The sequence below is a fragment of the Roseovarius mucosus DSM 17069 genome (genome assembly GCF_000768555.3).
GTDB classification, from domain to species: domain Bacteria; phylum Pseudomonadota; class Alphaproteobacteria; order Rhodobacterales; family Rhodobacteraceae; genus Roseovarius; species Roseovarius mucosus.
Genome location: NZ_KN293976.1, coordinates 42,801 through 61,182 on the forward strand (window position 1 = coordinate 42,801; position 18,382 = coordinate 61,182).

General features: G+C 64.4%; 14 protein-coding genes. 10 read left to right on the forward strand and 4 right to left on the reverse strand.

Annotation, left to right across the window (positions count from 1 at the left end; genetic code table 11):
• The first annotated feature begins 30 nt into the window (after nucleotides 1–30).
• Together ROSMUC_RS04070 and ROSMUC_RS04075 are read left to right on the forward strand one after the other, a co-directional pair.
• Nucleotides 31–456 (forward strand): DUF1489 family protein, encoded by a 426-nt coding sequence (locus tag ROSMUC_RS04070; protein WP_037270013.1) that lies wholly within the window; start codon nucleotides 31–33, stop codon nucleotides 454–456.
• 548 nt (nucleotides 457–1,004) lie between these two features.
• Nucleotides 1,005–1,598 (forward strand): outer membrane protein, encoded by a 594-nt coding sequence (locus ROSMUC_RS04075; RefSeq protein ID WP_037270015.1) that lies wholly within the window; start codon nucleotides 1,005–1,007, stop codon nucleotides 1,596–1,598.
• Between the two features lie 43 nt (nucleotides 1,599–1,641).
• Here the strand turns inward: ROSMUC_RS04075 and hisG are convergent, their stop codons facing one another.
• The 3 genes from hisG to hisS are packed head-to-tail and all read right to left on the reverse strand — an operon-like array spanning nucleotide 1,642 to nucleotide 4,891.
• Nucleotides 1,642–2,337, reverse strand: coding sequence for an ATP phosphoribosyltransferase (gene hisG / locus ROSMUC_RS04080; RefSeq protein ID WP_037270017.1), 696 nt, complete (start codon nucleotides 2,335–2,337; stop codon nucleotides 1,642–1,644).
• Nucleotides 2,334–3,419, reverse strand: coding sequence for an ATP phosphoribosyltransferase regulatory subunit (locus ROSMUC_RS04085; RefSeq protein WP_037270018.1), 1,086 nt, complete (start codon nucleotides 3,417–3,419; stop codon nucleotides 2,334–2,336). Before ROSMUC_RS04085 ends, hisG begins: the two co-directional genes overlap by 4 nt.
• Entirely contained in the window at nucleotides 3,419–4,891 is a 1,473-nt protein-coding gene (gene hisS / locus ROSMUC_RS04090) for a histidine--tRNA ligase (protein WP_037270407.1), read from the reverse strand. The genes ROSMUC_RS04085 and hisS overlap by 1 nt, the downstream gene beginning before the upstream one ends.
• A 109-nt stretch (nucleotides 4,892–5,000) precedes the next feature.
• Between hisS and ROSMUC_RS04095 the strand changes: the two genes are divergently transcribed.
• Nucleotides 5,001–5,195 (forward strand): SlyX family protein, encoded by a 195-nt coding sequence (locus tag ROSMUC_RS04095; protein WP_037270019.1) that lies wholly within the window; start codon nucleotides 5,001–5,003, stop codon nucleotides 5,193–5,195.
• 61 nt (nucleotides 5,196–5,256) lie between these two features.
• On the opposite strand, the gene dnaE is transcribed toward ROSMUC_RS04095, so the two are convergent.
• Complete coding sequence (gene dnaE / locus ROSMUC_RS04100; protein WP_037270020.1) at nucleotides 5,257–8,757, reverse strand: DNA polymerase III subunit alpha; 3,501 nt, start codon at nucleotides 8,755–8,757, stop codon at nucleotides 5,257–5,259.
• Nucleotides 8,758–8,918: 161 nt separating this feature from the next.
• On the opposite strand from dnaE, the gene xdhA reads away from it, so the two are divergent.
• Genes xdhA through ROSMUC_RS04135 form a run of 7 tightly spaced genes read left to right on the forward strand, consistent with a single transcriptional unit; the run spans nucleotide 8,919 to nucleotide 18,266 of the window.
• The gene (gene xdhA / locus ROSMUC_RS04105) at nucleotides 8,919–10,325 is read left to right on the forward strand and encodes a xanthine dehydrogenase small subunit (protein WP_037270021.1); all 1,407 of its coding nucleotides are present in this window, start codon (nucleotides 8,919–8,921) and stop codon (nucleotides 10,323–10,325) included.
• On the forward strand, nucleotides 10,322–12,673 hold the full coding sequence (xdhB, locus tag ROSMUC_RS04110) for a xanthine dehydrogenase molybdopterin binding subunit (protein ID WP_037270022.1): 2,352 nt from the start codon (nucleotides 10,322–10,324) through the stop codon (nucleotides 12,671–12,673). Before xdhA ends, xdhB begins: the two co-directional genes overlap by 4 nt.
• The gene (gene xdhC, locus ROSMUC_RS04115; protein ID WP_037270024.1) at nucleotides 12,666–13,592 is read left to right on the forward strand and encodes a xanthine dehydrogenase accessory protein XdhC; all 927 of its coding nucleotides are present in this window, start codon (nucleotides 12,666–12,668) and stop codon (nucleotides 13,590–13,592) included. Before xdhB ends, xdhC begins: the two co-directional genes overlap by 8 nt.
• Entirely contained in the window at nucleotides 13,589–15,106 is a 1,518-nt protein-coding gene (locus ROSMUC_RS04120) for an ABC transporter ATP-binding protein (protein ID WP_037270026.1), read from the forward strand. The genes xdhC and ROSMUC_RS04120 overlap by 4 nt, the downstream gene beginning before the upstream one ends.
• 48 nt (nucleotides 15,107–15,154) lie before the next feature.
• The gene (locus tag ROSMUC_RS04125) at nucleotides 15,155–16,237 is read left to right on the forward strand and encodes an ABC transporter permease (RefSeq protein WP_037270028.1); all 1,083 of its coding nucleotides are present in this window, start codon (nucleotides 15,155–15,157) and stop codon (nucleotides 16,235–16,237) included.
• Nucleotides 16,237–17,157, forward strand: coding sequence for an ABC transporter permease (locus ROSMUC_RS04130; RefSeq protein ID WP_037270030.1), 921 nt, complete (start codon nucleotides 16,237–16,239; stop codon nucleotides 17,155–17,157). The genes ROSMUC_RS04125 and ROSMUC_RS04130 overlap by 1 nt, the downstream gene beginning before the upstream one ends.
• 35 nt (nucleotides 17,158–17,192) lie before the next feature.
• Nucleotides 17,193–18,266, forward strand: coding sequence for a BMP family ABC transporter substrate-binding protein (locus tag ROSMUC_RS04135; protein ID WP_037270032.1), 1,074 nt, complete (start codon nucleotides 17,193–17,195; stop codon nucleotides 18,264–18,266).
• The last annotated feature ends 116 nt before the right edge of the window (nucleotides 18,267–18,382 follow it).

Here is an 18,382-nt window from a genome sequence, read left to right on the forward strand (position 1 = left end):
CCTATCTGCCCATACTGGAGATTCTTTGACGTGACCCTGCACCTGATCAAACTGAGCGTCGGCACCACCTCGGTCGAGGACCTGGAGGACTGGCACAAAGACCCCCGCGCCCAAGGGCCGGACGGGCTGCCGCGCCATGTCACCCGCATGTGGCCCAAGCGCGAAGCGGAATTGCTGGATGGCGGCTCGATCTACTGGGTGATCCAAGGGGTTGTGCAATGCCGTCAGCGCATCTTGCGACTGGACGAGGTGACGGGCAGCGACGGCATCCGCCGCTGCGCGATCGTGCTGGAGCCCGGGCTGGTCCGCACGGCCACAGCCCAAAAGCGCCCCTTTCAGGGCTGGCGCTATCTGCCCGGATCGGATGCGCCCCCCGATCTTGGCACGGCGCGCGTCAAGGATGATAAACTGCCCCCCGCCCTCTCGGCGGCACTGGCAGACATCGGCGTCTTGTAACCGCACGCCTTTGACGCTCTTTCTCGGGCAATCTGCATGTAAGCCCCACCCTCTGAACATGCCGGTGTCACCCGCTCTTGTACCGGCGGGCTGACCCCAAGATCGGCGCTCGCTAAGGTTACCTGATTTTCAGTCCATTTTCCGTGGGCGCAGAGATACTCTATCACGAAATCGACACCTTCAACGCGACCGCCACAGGCATCGGAGCCACCACCACTCAGGCCCGCGCCACGTTACGATCTAAAGGCGGAGTGCGACAAATAGGGCGGGTGCGTCCTTCAGTGTGCCCGACCGCTTGGGAACAAGGGATGCGCCGAACTTTTCCCCAATGGGTTGCGCAAGACCCACATATTTTTGCAAAAACCCGCCGAATGGCTTTATTATTCAGCATATCCTTGCCACTCAAGCGAGTGTGATGCCCCCGCGCGTGACGCGCCCTTGTCGCCATAGGAGTGTGACCCGATATGAGTTGGGACGGAACCAACCGTGTGCCTTCGGAGTTCTCCTCCCTGACCCGAGTGGCAAGACCAGAGTGAAAGGAAAACACGATGTTGAAAACAACCACAGCGCTGATGACCGCAACTGCCCTGATGACCGCCCCGGCCTTTGCTGGCAACGTGCAAGAGCCGACGCCTGAGCCTGTGATCGCCGCCCCGGTCGCACCCCCGGCCCCGGTTGGCCCGAATTGGACCGGCTTTTACGCGGGTGGTCAGCTTGGCTATGGCGACGTTGACACGCAGGCCGCAGGTGTCGACGGCGATGGTCTGATCGGCGGTCTGATCGCCGGGTACGATTATGACTACGGCAACAACTGGGTCGTTGGCGTGGGCCTCGATTACGATCTCGCAGACATCGACCTTGGCGCGGCCGCGTCGCTGGAAGACGTTTTCCGGATCAAATCGCGCCTCGGCTACAAGATCGGCAATGGCCTGCTCTACGGCACCGGCGGCTATGCCTGGGCCGACACCGACAACCTTGGCGATGACAACGGCTATTTCTTTGGCGCGGGCTATGAACACATGATCACCCAGAACGTGTCTCTGGGCGGTGAGGTGCTCTATCACAAGTTTGACAATTTCGGCACGGCCGGGGTTGATGTGGATGCCACCACGGTTCAGGCGCGGGCGGCGTTCCGCTTCTGATCCTCAGAACAAAACGGGGCGGTCGTGATGGACCGCCCCGTTTTCATTCCAGATCCAGCCTTTGCTTGAGCACGCGCAGCGTGTCCCGATCCTCAGGCTCCATCGGGGCCACCCGCGACTTGAAGAGCGTCGCCTGTGACTTGAGGATCAGCCCATCATCCAGAACCTTGAGGTGATTGGCCCGCAGCGTATCGCCGGTCGAAGTGATGTCGGCAATGGCCTCGGCGGTCTCGTTCTTGACGGTGCCTTCGGTCGCGCCCTGACTATCCACCAGTTGATAATCCGCCACGCCATTCTCGCGCAGGAAATCCCGCACCAGACGGTGATATTTCGTGGCGATGCGCAAGCGAAACCCATGCTTGAGCCGAAACGCGGCGGCGGTGGCGTCAAGATCGTCAAGATAGCTCACATCCACCCAACAGCGCGGCACCGCCAGCACCAGATCGGCCTGACCAAAGCCCAGCTCCGCCAGCTCCGCCACCTGATTTTGCCACTGCCCCAGCTTTTCGCGGATTAGGTCGGTGCCCGTCACCCCCAGATGGATGCGCCCGGCGGCCAGTTCGCGCGGGATTTCCCCGGCAGAGAGCAGGACCAGTTCGACATTCTCAATGCCCTGCACAAACCCCGCATACTCGCGCTCTGACCCCGAGCGCCCCAGCGTGATGCCGTGCTTGGCGAACCAGTCAAAGGTTTTCTCCATTAGCCGCCCCTTGGACGGCACCCCAAGTTTCAGGGTCATGTCGCACCCCCAAGGCCCAGCACCAGACCGGGCCGGATCACGCCGCCTACGGCCGGGATTTCGCGCCCGCGACCCAACTGTCGGGTGAGCGCATCATAGCGGCCGCCCGTGGCAATGGGCGGCAGGTCAGGGCGGCTCTCGGCATAAAAGCCAAAGACAAAGCCATCGTAATATTCCATCTGCGTGCGCCCATAGCTCGCCTCGAAATCCAGCTTGGTGATGTCCAGTCCGCGCTCTGACATCGCCGTCAGCCGCCGCGCCAGACGGTCCACCGCACCATGAATGGCGGGCATGTCCACCGCAATATCGCGCAGCCGCTCCAGCGCGTTGTCGCTGGTTTCGCGCACCGCGAGGATGGCATCCAGCAGCTGCACCTCAGAGGCGGAAATCGGCCCGGCCGCCGCATCCTCGCGCAGCGCCGTGATCCGGCCTGCAATCTCGTCCGGGCCGCGCAGCCCGATCATCGGCTCTGCCCCCGCCATCGGATCCGCCGACGCCAGAAGGGCCGCACGCGCCTCGGGCACCACGGCGCGCCCCGAGTACCGATCCATCAGCGCGCGAAAGCGCCGGGGCCGCCAGATATGCCGCCGGAGCGCCGCCTTGCGGCGCTCGGTGGTGCGCAGCCCCTCGACCGCTGCCATCAGGATGCCGATGTCGCCCGTCGCCGCACGCAGGCCAAGCGGTCGCAGGATGTCAAAGAACATCGCAAAGACCTCGGCGTCCGCGGCCTCAGGTGCCGCCCGCTCGAAGATCTCGAACCCTACCTGCGTGTATTCATTGGCGCGGGCCGCGTCCTCTTCCTGACGGCGAAACACCTCGCCGGAATAGGTATAGCGCGCGGGCTCGGCGCCATGCTCCATATGCATCTGAACGACCGGCACGGTGAAATCGGGGCGCAGCATCTGTTCGCCGCGCAGCGCGTCCGAGGTCACATAGGCCCGCGCACGAATATCCTCGCCGTAAAGGTCCAAGAGCACCTCGGCGGGTTGCAAGACAGAGGTTTCCACCGGCAGCGCGCCCGCCCCCTCAAAGAGCGCGCGCAGCCGTGCGGCCTCAGCCCGGATCGCGGCACGTTCCGGCATCAGCTTTGCTCCGCGAGGATGTCGCGAACCTTGTCCACCAACCCGGCGCGCGGCACCTCATATTGGCTGGGGCGTTCCTTCCATTCCTCCACGGTCGCATTCTCGGCGATCTGCGCCCCAAGGATCAGGTCCTTGATCTGCACCACGCCCTTGGCGAACTCGTCACCCCCGGCGATGATCGCCACCGGAGACCCGCGCCGGTCGGCGTATTTCATCTGATTGCCAAAGTGCTTGGGGTTGCCAAGGTAGACTTCGGCGCGAATACCCGCTTGGCGCAACTCGCCAACCATCGCCTGATAATCCGCCATCCGGTCGCGGTCCATCACGGTCACAACCACCGGCCCACGCTCTGCGCCGCTGATCTTGCCCTTGGCATGAAGCGCGGCAAGCAGGCGATCCACGCCGATGCTGACCCCAACGGCAGGCACCTGCTGCCCGGTGAAGCGCGCGACAAGGTCGTCGTAACGTCCCCCGCCTGCCACGCTGCCAAACTGGCGCGGGCGGCCTTTCTCGTCGAGAATTTCAAACGTCAGTTCGGCCTCGAAGACGGGGCCCGTGTAGTAGCCAAGGCCACGGACGACGGAAGGGTCGATGACGATGCGGTCGGGGCCGTAACCTTGCGCGGCGAGGAGGCTGGCGATTTCTTCGAGTTCGTTGACGCCTTGCACGCCCATCTCAGAGGCTCCAACCGCGACGCGCAGGTTGGCCAGAGTTTCAGCAGTACTGCCACCCTTTGAAGTTAGAAACGCCAACACGGGAGCCGCCTGATCTTCGTTCAGCCCTACGCCGTCGATATACGCCCCCGACGCATCGAGCCGCCCCTTGCCCAGCAACTCACGCACGCCGCTCTCGCCCACCTTGTCGAATTTGTCGATGGTGCGCAGCACGGCGGCCTGTTGGTCTGGCTCAGTGACGCCCGTCGCCTCCAACACCCCATTCAGCACCTTCCGGTTATTCACCCGCACCACGTAATCGCCGCGCGGAATTCCCACCTCTTCCAGCGCATCCGCGAGCATCGCGCAAATCTCGGCATCGGCGGCCATGCTGGCCGTGCCGACCGTATCCGCATCGCATTGATAGAACTGGCGAAACCGCCCCGGTCCCGGCTTTTCGTTGCGCCAGACCGGACCCATGGCATAGCGTCGGTATGGCGTCGGTAAATCGTTGCGGTGCTGCGCATAGACGCGGGCCAGGGGCGCCGTCAGATCATAGCGAAGCGCCAGCCATTTCTCGTCCTCGTCCTGCCAGGCAAAGACACCCTCGTTCGGCCGGTCCACGTCGGGCAGGAACTTGCCCAGCGCCTCGACCGTTTCGACCGCGCTCGATTCCAGCGCGTCAAAGCCATAGCGATGATAGACGCCGGCAATCGCGTTCAGCATCGCGGCGCGCGTCGTCACCTCTGCGCCGAAATAATCGCGGAACCCTTTGGGCGTTTCGGCCTTGGGGCGGGGCTCTTTCTTGGGCTTGGCCATGGAATGCGTCCTTGCGGCATCTGTCGTGGCGCGGTCTAGCCCAAGGGCCGCGTCGGGGCAAGGCGGCTGCGCGATTGACCAAAGGCGCTGTCGCGCGTAATCCGATACCATGACCGAAATAGAAGAAAAACTGGCCCACCTGATCCGCACGGTTGATGACCTGTCGGATGTGATCGCGCGCCAGGACCGCGAGCTTGACCGCCTGCGCGTCCGGGTCGAGATGCTGCTCGCGCGCGAAGCTGCCCGGCAGGGCGAGAGCGATGGCGGCGTAATCCTTGGCGACGAGCGCCCGCCGCATTACTGACACGGGGTTATCTTACAACCGGAGGTCCCGGTTCAGGCCCGGGACAACTACGCAGAAGTCGTCAGATTTCTTCGACCATCACCACGCCGGTCAGGCTCTTGATCGCGCCCTTGATCTGCGGCGTCACGGGATATTCCGCGCCGCTGTCAATCTCGACCTCGCCGGGCAGGTCCGCGCCCATCAGGCAGAAATGGATCGGGCCAGGGCGCGCACCGCGCGCGGCTTGGCTGGCGCTTTGCAAGACCGTGGCGACCGATCCAATCGCCCCTGGCTGATCCACGAAAATCCGCAAGCCGACCGCGCCCGCCCCGGCCACCATCCCGTCAATCGGCTGCACCGCGCGGCAGAGCAATTTCAACTGATCCGCCTCAAGCGTGGCCTCGGCGGTGATCACCACCTGCGCGCCGGTTTCCAGAAACTCGCGGCATTTCTCGAGCGTGTCCGAGAATATCGTCACCTCATAACCGCCGGTCGTATCGCTCAGCTGCGCAAAGGCAAAGCGGTTGCCGCGCGCCGATTTCCGCTCTTGCCGCCCGGCCACGACCCCGGCCATCTTGACCAGCGCCGGACCGCGCTCGGCCTGTGCCGTCACCTCGTCCAGCGTTTTCACATCCTGCCGCCGCAACACGGTCATGTAATCGTCGAGCGGATGCCCCGAGAGGTAGAACCCAACGGCCTTGAATTCCTCGGTCAGCCGCTCGGCAGGCAGCCAATCATTGACCGGGGCCAATCGCGGTTCAGGCAGATCATCGCCCGCCTCGCCAAAGAGCGAGACCTGGCTCGAATTCTTCTGCTCATGGATCGCCGCCGAATAGCTCATCAGTGCCTCGATGCTCTCGAACACGCGGCGGCGATTGCGGTCGAGCGCATCAAACGCCCCGGCACGGGCCAGCATTTCGAGCGGGCGCTTGCCCACCCGTTTCAGATCGACCCGCTGCGCCACATCGTAGAGCGTGGCAAAGGGCCGGTCGCCACGCCCCGTCGTGATCAGCTTCATCGCCTCGACACCCACGTTCTTGAGCGCACCCAGCGCGTAGTGCAACACGCCATCGCGCACGTCGAACGTGGCCTCGGAGCGGTTGACGCAGGGCGCAGCCCAAGGCAGGCCCAGCCCCTTTTTCACCTCTTGGAAATAAACCGCCAGTTTGTCGGTCAGGTGAATATCGCAGTTCATCACCCCAGCCATGAACTCGACCGGGTGATTGGCCTTGAGCCAGGCGGTCTGATAGCTGACCACCGCATAGGCCGCCGCGTGGGATTTGTTGAAGCCGTAATTGGCGAATTTCTCGAGCAGGTCAAAGACCTCGCTGGCCTTTTTCTTGTCGACGCCATTCTCCATCGCGCCCTTCTCGAATTTCGGGCGTTCCTTGGCCATCTCTTCGGCGATCTTCTTGCCCATGGCACGGCGCAAGAGGTCGGCACCGCCGAGGCTATAGCCCGCCATCACCTGCGCGATCTGCATCACCTGTTCCTGATAGACGATGATGCCCTGGGTTTCCTCTAGGATATGGTCAATCGACGGATGGATGGACTCGAGCTCACGCAGACCGTTCTTTACCTCGCAATAGGTCGGGATATTCTCCATCGGACCGGGACGGTAGAGCGCCACAAGCGCCACGATGTCCTCGATGCAGGTCGGCTTCATCCGCTTGAGCGCATCCATCATGCCGCTGGATTCCACTTGGAACACGGCGACAGTCTTGGCACTGGCATAGAGCCGATAGGATTTCTCGTCATCGAGCGGGATTGCCCCGATGTCATATTCGAACCCTGCAGGGGGATCATAGAGCACGGTGCCATCCGCCGCCACATTCAGCGGGCGGCCCGCCTTGCGGATCATGTCCACCGCGTTCTGGATCACCGTCAGCGTCTTGAGGCCGAGAAAGTCGAACTTGACCAGTCCCGCCTGTTCCACCCATTTCATGTTGAACTGCGTGGCCGGCATATCCGAACGCGGGTCCTGATAGACCGGCACCAGCTCATCCAAGGGCCGGTCGCCAATCACCACACCCGCGGCATGGGTTGAGGCATTGCGCAACAGCCCTTCGACCTGCTGCGCATAGGTCAAGAGCCGGTCCACGACCTCTTCATTCTTGGCCTCTTCGCGCAGGCGCGGCTCGTCGGCCAGCGCCTTTTCGATGCTCACCGGCTTCACGCCCTCGACCGGGATCATCTTGGACAGCCGGTCCACCTGCCCATAGGGCATTTGCAGCACGCGCCCGATGTCGCGCACGGCGGCCTTGGACAAGAGCGCGCCGAAGGTGATGATCTGGCCCACCCGGTCACGGCCATATTTCTCTTGCACATACTGGATCACCTCCTCGCGGCGATCCATGCAAAAGTCGATGTCAAAGTCGGGCATGCTGACCCGCTCCGGGTTCAGGAACCGCTCGAAGAGCAGGCTGTAGCGCAGCGGATCAAGGTCGGTGATGGTCAGTGCATAGGCCACCAGACTGCCCGCGCCAGACCCCCGCCCCGGCCCCACCGGGATCGCGTGATCCTTGGCCCATTTGATGAAATCGGCCACGATCAGGAAATACCCCGGAAAGCCCATCCCTTCGATGATGCCCAGTTCGAATTCCAGCCGCTTTTCATACTCTTCGACCGGGGCGGCATGGGGGATGACGGCCAGCCGGGCCTTGAGCCCCTCCCGCGCCTGACGGCGCAGTTCCTCGACCTCGTCATCGGCGAATTTCGGCAGGATCGGATTGCGCTTGTAGGCCCCAAAGGCGCAGCGGCGCGCAATCTCGACCGTGTTTTCAAGCGCCTCCGGAAGATCGGCAAAGAGCGCCGCCATCTCGTCCTGGCTTTTGAAATAATGCTGCGGGGTCAAGCGGCGGCGCGGCGCACTCTGATCGACATAGGCGCCCTCGGCCACGCAGAGCATGGCATCATGCGCCTCATACATGTCCGATTTCGGGAAATAGACATCGTTGGTCGCCACCAAGGGCAGATCCATGGCATAGGCCATCTCGATCAGCCCACGCTCGGTCAGACGTTCGACCTCGGGCGCACCGCCCTCGCCGGGATGACGCTGCAACTCGACATAGAGCCGGTCGCCAAACGCCTGTGCCAAGCGCTGCATCAGCGCCTCTGCCGCCGGGCGCTGCCCGCCTTGCAAAAGACGCCCCACCGGCCCATCCGGCCCACCCGTTAGGCAGATCACCTCCCCGGCATGCCGCTCCAGCTCGTCCAGCGCCACATGCGGCAGGCTGCCGTCGCCGCGCAAGTAGAGGCACGAGTTGAGCTTCATAAGGTTCTCATACCCCTGCTCGCTCTGCGCCAGAAGAACGATGGGCGCAGGCGGTTTGGCGCGTTCACCGGGGGCAGGGCTGAGATAGGCCAGATCAACCTGACAGCCCATTATGGGCTGCACACCCGCCCCCTGCGCGCTGACGGAAAATTCGAGGGCGGAGAACATGTTGTTGGTATCGGTCACGGCCACGGCGGGCATGCCTGCGGCCACACAGAGACCCGGCAGCTTCTTGAGCCGCATCGCCCCCTCCAGCAGGGAATATTCGGTATGCACCCGCAGGTGGATGAATCGGGGATCAGTGCTCATGCATGCCACCCTAGCCCCGGCTGCGGGGGAACAAAAGACTTGCCAAAACGCCCGCCCCCGGCTTTCATCAGTCCATGACAGGCAAAGCCCGCCGCCTTCTACGCCGCATCGAAGGTCAGGCAATCCGGGGCAGACATAGGTAACGCGGCGGGCATCGGCTCATGACCCTCACGTTTCTTCTGAATGGAGAGAGCGTGGCGCTTCGGGATGTGACCCCGACGACAACCCTGCTCGACTGGCTGCGCGAGACGCGCGGTCTCACAGGCACCAAGGAAGGCTGCAACGAAGGCGATTGCGGCGCCTGCACGGTGATCGTCAGTGACGAGACCGGCGCGCGCCCGCTCAACGCCTGCATCCTGCTCCTGCCGCAACTCGCCGGGCGCGCGGTGCGCACGGTCGAAGGGGTCAGCGGCCCCGAGGGCCAGTTGCACCCGGTCCAGGAGGCGATGATCGCGCATCACGGCTCGCAATGCGGCTTCTGCACGCCGGGGTTCATCACCTCGATGGCCTGTGCGCATCTCAATGGCGAGCGGGATCACGATCGGGTTCTGGCGGGAAACCTTTGCCGCTGCACGGGCTATGCCCCGATCCTGCGCGCCGCCCGCGCCGCCGAAACCGCCCCCATTCCCGCATGGATAACCGAGGACCGCGCCGTCATCTGGCCGGAAATACCTTCGGGGGGGCCCGCAGGGCGGGGGGCAGACAGCCCCCCTTCCTCGCTGCACCCCCGATGCGCCGATGAGGCTGCGCGCCTCTATGCCGCCCACCCGCAGGCCACGCTGATCGCGGGGGCGACCGACGTGGGCCTCTGGATTACCAAGCAATTGCGCGATCTCGACCTTCCGATCTTTCTCGGGGGCTGCGCCGATCTGCGCAAGATCGACATCTCGGATACGGAGATCCGCCTTGGCGCCGGGGTTACCATCGCGGCGCTGATGCAGGCGATTGCCCCCTTTCACCCCTCCTATGCCGCGATGCTGCGGCGCTATGGCTCGGAACAGGTGCGCGCGGCGGCCACGCTTGGGGGCAATATCGCCAATGGCTCGCCCATCGGCGACAACGCCCCCGCGCTCATTGCCCTCGGGGCCACTCTGCACTTGCGCCATGGCGAGACCCGCCGCGAGATACCGCTCGAGGCATTCTTTCTCGACTACGGCCAGCAGGGCCGTGCGCCGGGTGAGATGGTCGAGGCCATCACCCTGCCCCGCCAACCCGACCGCCTGCGCTGCTACAAGATCTCGAAACGCTTTGATCAGGATATCTCGGCTCTTCTGGGCTGCTTCAACATCACCGTGAACGAAGGCAGGATTACCGCCGCGCGGATCGCCTTTGGCGGTATGGCGGGCATCCCGAAACGCGCACAGGCGGTCGAAGCGGCACTGATTGGCCAACCTTGGACCGAGGAGACGATCACCGCCAGCCACGTGGCTTGGGCGCAGGATTTCGCGCCGCTCTCGGATATGCGCGCCTCTGCCGACTATCGCCTCGACGTGGCCCGCAACCTCTTGATGCGCTACTTTCTCGAGGATCAGGGCATCGCCACTTCGGTTCTCGAGGTGCAACCATGACCGTCGCCCGCTCTCTGCCCCATGATGCCGCGCGTCTGCATGTGACGGGGACAGCGCGTTATGTCCACGATATTCCCAGCCCGCGCGGCACGCTGCATCTGGCCTTTGGCCTAAGCACCATTGCGGCCGGTCGCATGACCGAAATGGACCTTGCATCGGTGCGCCAGAGCGCGGGGGTCGTTGCCGTGCTGACCGCTGCCGATCTGCCACAGGGGGCCGATTGCTCGCCCTCGGCGCATGACGAGCCGCTCTTGTGCACCGGCGACGTGCATTACCATGGCCAGCCGCTCTTTCTGGTGATCGCGACCAGTCACCTTGCCGCGCGCCGCGCCGCACGCCAAGGGCAGGTCAGTTACGAAGAAACGCCCCCCCTCCTGAGCATCGACGCGGCCCTTGCCGCCAATAGCCGCTTCGAGGAGGGGCCGCGCATCTGGCAAAGGGGCGACGCCGCCCGCGCCATCGCCGAGGCGGCCCACACGATTGACGGCGTGATCGAGATGGGCGGGCAAGAGCATTTCTATCTGGAAGGTCAGGCCGCGCTCGCCCTGCCCCAAGAGGGGGGCGACATGGTGATCCACGCCTCGACCCAGCACCCCAGCGAGGTGCAGCACAAGGTGGCCGATGCGCTCAGTCGCCCCATGCATGCGGTGCGGGTGGAAACCCGACGCATGGGCGGCGGCTTTGGCGGCAAGGAAAGTCAGGCCAACGCCCCCGCCATCGCCTGCGCCGTCGCGGCGCGGCACACGGGCCAACCCTGCAAACTGCGCTATGACCGCGACGATGACATGGTGATCACCGGCAAGCGCCATGATTTCCGCATCACCTATCGAGCCGGTTTTGACGACACCGGCCGACTGTCCGGGGTGGAGTTCGTGCATTACGCGCGCTGTGGCTGGTCGCAAGACCTGTCGCTGCCGGTGGCCGACCGCGCCATGCTGCATGCCGACAACGCCTATCACCTGCCCGCCGTGCGGATCGAGAGCCATCGGTTGCGCACCAACACCGCCTCGGCCACCGCCTTTCGCGGCTTTGGCGGGCCGCAGGGCATGCTGGGCATAGAGCGGGTGATGGATCACGTGGCCCACACCCTCGGGCTGGACCCGCTCGCCGTGCGTCGCCGCAACTACTATGCGGCAAGCGCCGGAGGGGGGCTGTCTGCCCCCCGCGCTGCGCGCCCCCCCGAAGGTATTTCGGGCCAGATGAAGCCGCAGGTCACGCCCTATGGGCAGGAGGTCGAGGATTTCATCCTGCACGAGATGACCGAGCGGCTGATGGACACCTCGGACTATGCCGCGCGGCGGGTTGCGGTGGCGGCGTGGAACGCCCGTAACCCCGTGCTCAAGAAGGGGCTCGCGCTGACGCCGGTCAAGTTCGGCATCTCCTTTACGCTGAGCCACCTCAATCAGGCCGGGGCCTTGGTCCATGTCTATCAGGATGGCTCGGTGCATCTCAATCATGGCGGCACCGAGATGGGGCAAGGCCTGTTTCAAAAGGTGGCGCAGGTGGCCGCCGCGCGCTTTGGCCTGCCGCTGGAGGCGATCAAGATCACCGCGACCGATACCGCCAAGGTGCCCAACACCTCGGCCACGGCGGCAAGTTCCGGCAGCGATCTCAATGGCATGGCGGTCAAGGCGGCCTGTGACACGATCCGGGACCGGATGGCCGCCTGTCTGGCAGAGCGTTATGGTGGTGCGCCAGACGCGGTGCAGTTCAGCGCGGGCCATGTGCAGATCGGCACTCGGTGCCTGAGTTTTGCCGCAGCCGCCAAACTCTGCTACGAGCAGCGCATCAGCCTGTCCGCGACCGGGTTTTACAAGACGCCCGATCTGGCATGGGATCGGATCAAGGGGGAGGGTCGCCCCTTTTACTATTTCGCCTATGGTGCCGCCGTGACCGAGGTGGTGGTGGACGGGCTGAGCGGCGAGTACCGCATCCTGCGCGCCGATATCCTGCATGATTGCGGGGCCTCTCTCAATCCCGCGCTCGACATCGGGCAGATCGAGGGCGGCTATGTGCAGGGGGCAGGCTGGCTTACGGTCGAGGAACTGGTCTGGGATGCCGCCGGGCGGCTCCGCACCCACGCGCCCTCCACCTACAAGATCCCCGCCTGCTCGGATCGGCCCTCAGTGTTCAACGTGGCGCTGTGGGAGGGAGAGAACCCGCGCCCGACGATCTACCGCTCCAAGGCCGTGGGCGAGCCACCCTTCATGCTTGGGATTTCGGCCCTGATGGCGCTCAGTGCTGCGGTGGCGGCGTTTGGTCCGGGCTATCCGTCGCTCGATGCCCCGGCCACACCAGAACGCGTGCTGAGCGCCATCGCACGCCAGAGGGCGCGCGCCGATGCGTGACCTTGATGATCTGCGCGCGGCCGTCGCACGCGAGGACGTGATTGCGCGGGTTGTCATTACCTCGACCCGAGGCTCGACCCCGCGCGCCGCCGGGGCCGCCATGCTGGTCTGGCCCGGCGGGCAATCAGGTACCATCGGAGGTGGGCGGCTGGAACATGCGGCAGCAGGCGCCGCGCGCGCGCTTTTGGCCGAAGGCGCGCACGCCCGCGTGCTGCGCCAGGCGCTCGGCCCTGCCCTTGGGCAATGCTGTGGCGGGGCGGTGGTTCTGGTGATCGAGCGGTTTGACGATCACCGGGTGGAAGAGGCAGCAGAGGCGCTCACACACTCGGGTGTCTGGGCGCGGCGGATCGAACCCGGCGCAGACCGCGCCCCCCGCATGCCGTGGCAAGGGGCAGATGCCGCGATCTCATGGTCGGAGGGTTGGCTGATCGAGCGCCTGCCGCCCCGGTATCCGGTTGTAATCCATGGCGCGGGCCATGTCGGCCGCGCCTTGGCAGACATGCTCGCCCCCTTGCCCGATCTGGCGGTGACGCTGGCGGATTCACGACCAGAGATGTTGAGCCACCTGCCCGCGTCGATAACAGCTTCGGATCATCCCCTGCGCGCGCTCGGCGATGCCCAGGACAGTGCCGCGCATATCATCGTGACCCACGATCATGCGCTGGATCTGGAGCTGTGCCACCGGCTCTTGCAACGGCCTTTCGCAGGCGCGGGATTGATCGGCTCTGCCACCAAATGGGCGCGGTTTCGGCAGCGATTGGCGGCTCTCGGGCATTCCGACGCGCAGATTTCACGCATTTCCTGCCCTATTGGCGATCCGAACCTTGGCAAACACCCGCAAGCCATTGCGCTTGGCGTGGCGGCTGCGCTACTGAAAGAACCGGGCATCAGGGCCGCAGACCGAAGGAGAACCGCGTGACAGGCGATTTGCTGACCGTCTCGGGTCTGACCAAGGCCTATCCCGGGGTTGTCGCCAATGACGCCGTATCCTTTGCTATCCGCGAGGGCGAGGTGCATGCTCTTCTGGGCGAGAATGGCGCCGGGAAATCCACCCTCGTCAAGATGATCTATGGTCTGGTCAAGCCCGACAGCGGCACCATGACGCTGCGCGGTGCGCCCTATGCTCCACATGACCCCCATGCCGCGCGCTTGGCCGGGGTGGCGATGGTGTTTCAACATTTCTCGCTCTTTGATGCGATGAGCGTGGCAGAGAACGTGGCCCTCGGGATGGAGAACCCACCGCCAATGCGCGATCTGGCTACCCGCATTCGCGAGGTCTCGGAGACCTATGGCCTGCCGCTTGACCCCGACCGCACGGTTGGCGACCTCTCGGCAGGCGAACGCCAGCGGGTCGAGATCATCCGCTGCCTCTTGCAGGAGCCGCGCCTCTTGATCATGGACGAGCCAACGAGCGTGCTGACGCCGCAAGAGGTGGAAATCCTCTTTCAGACCCTGCGCAAGCTGACCGGCGAAGGCGTGGCGATCCTCTATATCTCGCACAAGCTCGAGGAAATCCGGGCGCTCTGCGATCATGCCACCATTCTGCGGCAGGGCCGCAACGTGGGCACCTGCACCCCCCGCGAGACCTCGGCCCGCGCGATGGCCGAGTTGATGGTGGGTTCCAGCTTTGCCGCGCCGGAACGGGCCCGGGGTGGCAAAGGCGATGTTCTGCTGGAGGTGTCCGGCCTGTCGGTCGCGGCACAGGGACAGTTCGGCACCGCGCTGCACGCGATTTCCTTTGCCGTGCAGGCCGGAGAGGTACTGGGCATCGGCGGGGTGGCGGGGAACGGACAGGATGAGCTTTTGGCCGTGCTCTCGGGGGAAATGCCGGTGCCGGCAGAGACCCTGCGCCTGAAGGGTGCGACCATCGGCCAGCACGGCCCCAGCCAGCGCCGCGCCATGGGTCTGCTCACCGCGCCCGAGGAACGGCTGGGACATGCCGCAGCCCCGGACATGAGCCTGACGGAAAATGCGATCCTGACCGGCGCGGCGCGGGAAAACCTGGTCAATCGCGGCTTTCTCAAATGGGACGCAGCCGAGGCCTTTGCCCGCCGGATCATCACCGGCTTTGACGTGCGCACACCGGGCCCCGGCACCGCCGCGCGGGCGCTCTCGGGCGGCAATCTGCAAAAGTTCGTCATTGGCCGCGAAGTCCTGCAACGACCCGAGGTTCTGGTGGTCAATCAGCCCACCTGGGGCGTCGATGCCGCCGCTGCCGCAGCAATCCGGCAAGCCTTGCTCGATCTCGCCGCCGGTGGCGCGGCGGTCATCTGCATCAGTCAGGATCTGGATGAGTTGATCGAGATTTCCGACCGCTTCGGTGCGCTCAGCGAGGGGCGGCTCTCGGAGATACGGCCCACCCAAGGCCTGAGCGTCGAAGAGATCGGTTTGATGATGGGCGGCGCGCATGGCATGGAGGTGGCGCATGTCTGACCCGTTGTTTTTGAGTATTTTTACCAAAAAGAAGCCTGGGCGCGTGCCATGCTGAAACTGGAAAAGCGCCCCCAACCCTCGCAATTCTGGACATGGGCCACGCCGGTTCTGGCGGTGCTGATCACCATGGTGGCGGGGGGTGCGCTCTTTGCCGCCCTGGGCCAGGACCCGGTCGCGGCGATCTCGACGATCTTCTGGCAGCCGCTTTTTGGCGAGTTCGCGTTTTATTACCGGCCCCAACTTCTGATCAAGGGCGCGCCTCTGGTGCTGATTGCCACTGGCCTCAGCCTCGGGTTTCGCGCCGGCATCTGGAACATCGGGGCCGAAGGACAATATATCGTCGGCGCGCTTGCGGGTGCGGGTGTGGCGCTTGCCTTTTATCCAGCGGAAAGCGCGCTGATCTTTCCGCTGATGGTGCTGGCGGGCGCGTTGGGGGGCTGGGCATGGGGCATGATCCCGGCCGTGCTCAAGCTGCGGTTCGGCACCAATGAAATCCTCGTGTCGCTCATGCTCGTCTATGTCGCCGAGCAATTGCTGGCGGCCATGGCGCTTGGCCTGATGAAGAACCCCGAGGGGCGCGGTTTTCCCGGCTCGCGCAACCTGCGCCAATATGACAGCGCCCATAACGCAGAGCTGATCACCGGCACGGGCATGCATTGGGGGGTGGTGGCCGCGCTGATTGCGGTCATTTTCGCCTATGTGCTGCTCAGTCGACACCTTCTTGGGTATCACATCCGGCTGGCCGGTCAGGCCCCACGCGCGGCGCGGTTCGCCGGGGTGCGCCCGGCGCGGCTCGTGCTCTTTTGTCTTGGCACCTCGGGGGCCTTGGCCGGTCTGGCTGGCCTCTTCGAGGTGGCGGGGCCCGCGGGGCAGGTCAGCATTGATTTCAACGTGGGCTATGGGTTTACCGCGATCATCGTGGCCTTTCTGGGCCGGTTGCACCCGTTCGGTATCCTGCTTGCGGGGCTCTTGATGGCGCTCACCTATATCGGGGGCGAACTGGCGCAATCCAACATGGGCCTGCCCGCCGCCGCGATCCAGCTCTTTCAGGGGATGTTGTTGTTCTTCCTGCTGGCCGTTGACCTGCTGACCAATTACCGCATCCGGTTGGCGACAAAGGAGGTGGCGTGATGGTCCTCTCGTCGATTGATCCGGCGCTGCTTTTGGCCTCGCTCATCGTGGCCTCGACCCCCATCCTGCTGGCAGCCCTTGGCGAGCTGGTCGTCGAGCGGGCGGGGGTGCTCAACCTCGGGGTTGAGGGCATGATGATCACCGGCGCAATCTGCGGCTTTGCGATGGCCGTCAATACCGGATCGCCGTTCGTGGGCTTTGTCGCCGCCGCCGTCGGGGGGGCCATTCTGGCGCTCCTTTTCGCGCTCTTGACGCAACTGGCCCTTGCCAATCAGGTGGCCAGCGGTCTGGCGCTCACGCTCTTTGGTCTTGGCCTGTCGTCCCTGCTGGGGCAGGGCTATGTCGGGATCAAGCCGCCGCCGACCACCCGGCTCGACCTGCCTGTCCTGAGCGATCTGCCCTTTGTCGGGCGGGTGCTCTTTTCCCATGATCTGATGGTCTATGTCGCCCTTGCGCTTGTGGCTCTGGTCTGGGGGCTGTTGAAATATACCCGCGCCGGGCTGATCCTGCGCGCGGTGGGCGAAAACCACGAGGCCGCACATGCGCTTGGCTACAAGGTGGTGCGCATCCGTATTCTGGCGATCCTCTTTGGCGGGGCCTGCGCGGGTCTGGGCGGGGCCTATCTCAGCCTCGTGCGCGTGCCGCAATGGACCGAAGGCATGACCTCGGGTGCGGGATGGATCGCGCTGGCGCTCGTGGTCTTTGCCTCATGGAAGGTGGGGCGCGTGCTGCTTGGCGCGTGGCTCTTTGGCGGGGTGTCCGTGTTGCAGCTCAACCTTCAGGCAGCAGGTGTCGCCATACCGGTGGAATATCTTTCCATGTCGCCCTACTTGATCACCATCCTCGTGCTGGTCATCATGTCGGCGGACAAATCCCGCGCGCCCGGCTCGCTTGGCCGCATCTTTCACGCCTCGCAATAAGATCACATCAAAAGATCACAACAGGGAGACCCCGAATGAAACTCACGCATCTACTGACCTCTGCCGCACTGGCCCTTGGTCTGGCAAGTGCCGCCGTCGCGCAGGACAAGACCAAGGTCGGCTTTATCTACGTGGGCCCCATCGGCGATGGTGGCTGGACCTATGAGCATGACAAGGGACGTCAGGCTGTCGAGGCGCAGTTTGGCGACGCTGTCGAAACCGTCTATCGAGAGAGCGTGCCAGAGGGCGCCGATGCCGAGCGCGCGATCACGCAGATGGCGCTCCAGGGCGCGGACTTGATCTTTACCACCTCCTTCGGCTTCATGGAGGCGACGCTGGCGGTGGCCGAGAAATTCCCGAACGTGAAATTCGAACACGCCACCGGCTACAAGACCCTGCCCAATGTTTCGACCTATTCCGCCCGCTTCTACGAGGGGCGCGCGGTTCAGGGCCATATCGCGGGCAAGATGACCAAATCGAACATCGTGGGCTATATCGCATCTTACCCCATCCCCGAGGTCATTCGCGGCATTAATTCGGCCTATATCCACGCGAAAAAGGTCAACCCGGATGTCGAGTTCAAGATCATCTGGGCCTATACATGGTTTGACCCCGCAAAAGAGGCCGACGCCGCCACCGCATTGATCGAGCAAGGCGCCGACGTGATCCTGCAACACACCGATTCCACCGCGCCGCAGGCCGCCGCCGAAAAGGCCGGCAATATCGTGACCTTCGGACAAGCCTCGGACATGGGCGAATACGCCCCCTTCCCGCGCGTGTCGTCGATCATCGACAACTGGGCGCCCTATTACATCGCCCGCACGCAGGCGGTGATTGACGGGACATGGGAGAGCACGCAGACATGGGATGGCATCGGGCCGGGCATGGTCGGCATTGGCGAAATTTCCGATGCGGTGCCTGCGGATGTAAAGGCCGAGGCACTGGCGCTCAAGGCGGCCATGGCCGAGGGCAGCTATCACCCCTTCACCGGCCCGCTGAAAAAGCAGGACGGGTCGGACTGGCTGGCCGAGGGCGAGGTCGCCGATGATGGCACGCTTTTGGGTATGGATTTCTATGTCGAGGGGCTGACAGGCGAGATTCCGAACTAAGCCGCCAGGACAGGTCTGGATACGACAGCCGCCGGTAACCCGGCGGCTGTTTGCGTTCATCGCGGGGGCTATTCTCGCGACATCCCCGCCGGTCGGTTTCAGAACAGACGCGCGCG

What these genes read in the sequence shown, in the direction of transcription:
- ROSMUC_RS04130 (WP_037270030.1), top strand. Translation starts at nt 16,237, where the DNA reads ATGGTCCTCTCGTCGATTGATCCGGCGCTGCTTTTGGCCTCGCTCATC.
- ROSMUC_RS04125 (WP_037270028.1), top strand. Translation starts at nt 15,155, where the DNA reads ATGCTGAAACTGGAAAAGCGCCCCCAACCCTCGCAATTCTGGACATGG.
- hisS (WP_037270407.1), bottom strand. Translation starts at nt 4,891, where the DNA reads ATGGCCAAGCCCAAGAAAGAGCCCCGCCCCAAGGCCGAAACGCCCAAA.
- ROSMUC_RS04085 (WP_037270018.1), bottom strand. Translation starts at nt 3,419, where the DNA reads ATGCCGGAACGTGCCGCGATCCGGGCTGAGGCCGCACGGCTGCGCGCG.
- dnaE (WP_037270020.1), bottom strand. Translation starts at nt 8,757, where the DNA reads ATGAGCACTGATCCCCGATTCATCCACCTGCGGGTGCATACCGAATAT.
- ROSMUC_RS04095 (WP_037270019.1), top strand. Translation starts at nt 5,001, where the DNA reads ATGACCGAAATAGAAGAAAAACTGGCCCACCTGATCCGCACGGTTGAT.
- hisG (WP_037270017.1), bottom strand. Translation starts at nt 2,337, where the DNA reads ATGACCCTGAAACTTGGGGTGCCGTCCAAGGGGCGGCTAATGGAGAAA.
- xdhC (WP_037270024.1), top strand. Translation starts at nt 12,666, where the DNA reads ATGCGTGACCTTGATGATCTGCGCGCGGCCGTCGCACGCGAGGACGTG.
- ROSMUC_RS04135 (WP_037270032.1), top strand. Translation starts at nt 17,193, where the DNA reads ATGAAACTCACGCATCTACTGACCTCTGCCGCACTGGCCCTTGGTCTG.
- ROSMUC_RS04075 (WP_037270015.1), top strand. Translation starts at nt 1,005, where the DNA reads ATGTTGAAAACAACCACAGCGCTGATGACCGCAACTGCCCTGATGACC.
- xdhA (WP_037270021.1), top strand. Translation starts at nt 8,919, where the DNA reads ATGACCCTCACGTTTCTTCTGAATGGAGAGAGCGTGGCGCTTCGGGAT.
- xdhB (WP_037270022.1), top strand. Translation starts at nt 10,322, where the DNA reads ATGACCGTCGCCCGCTCTCTGCCCCATGATGCCGCGCGTCTGCATGTG.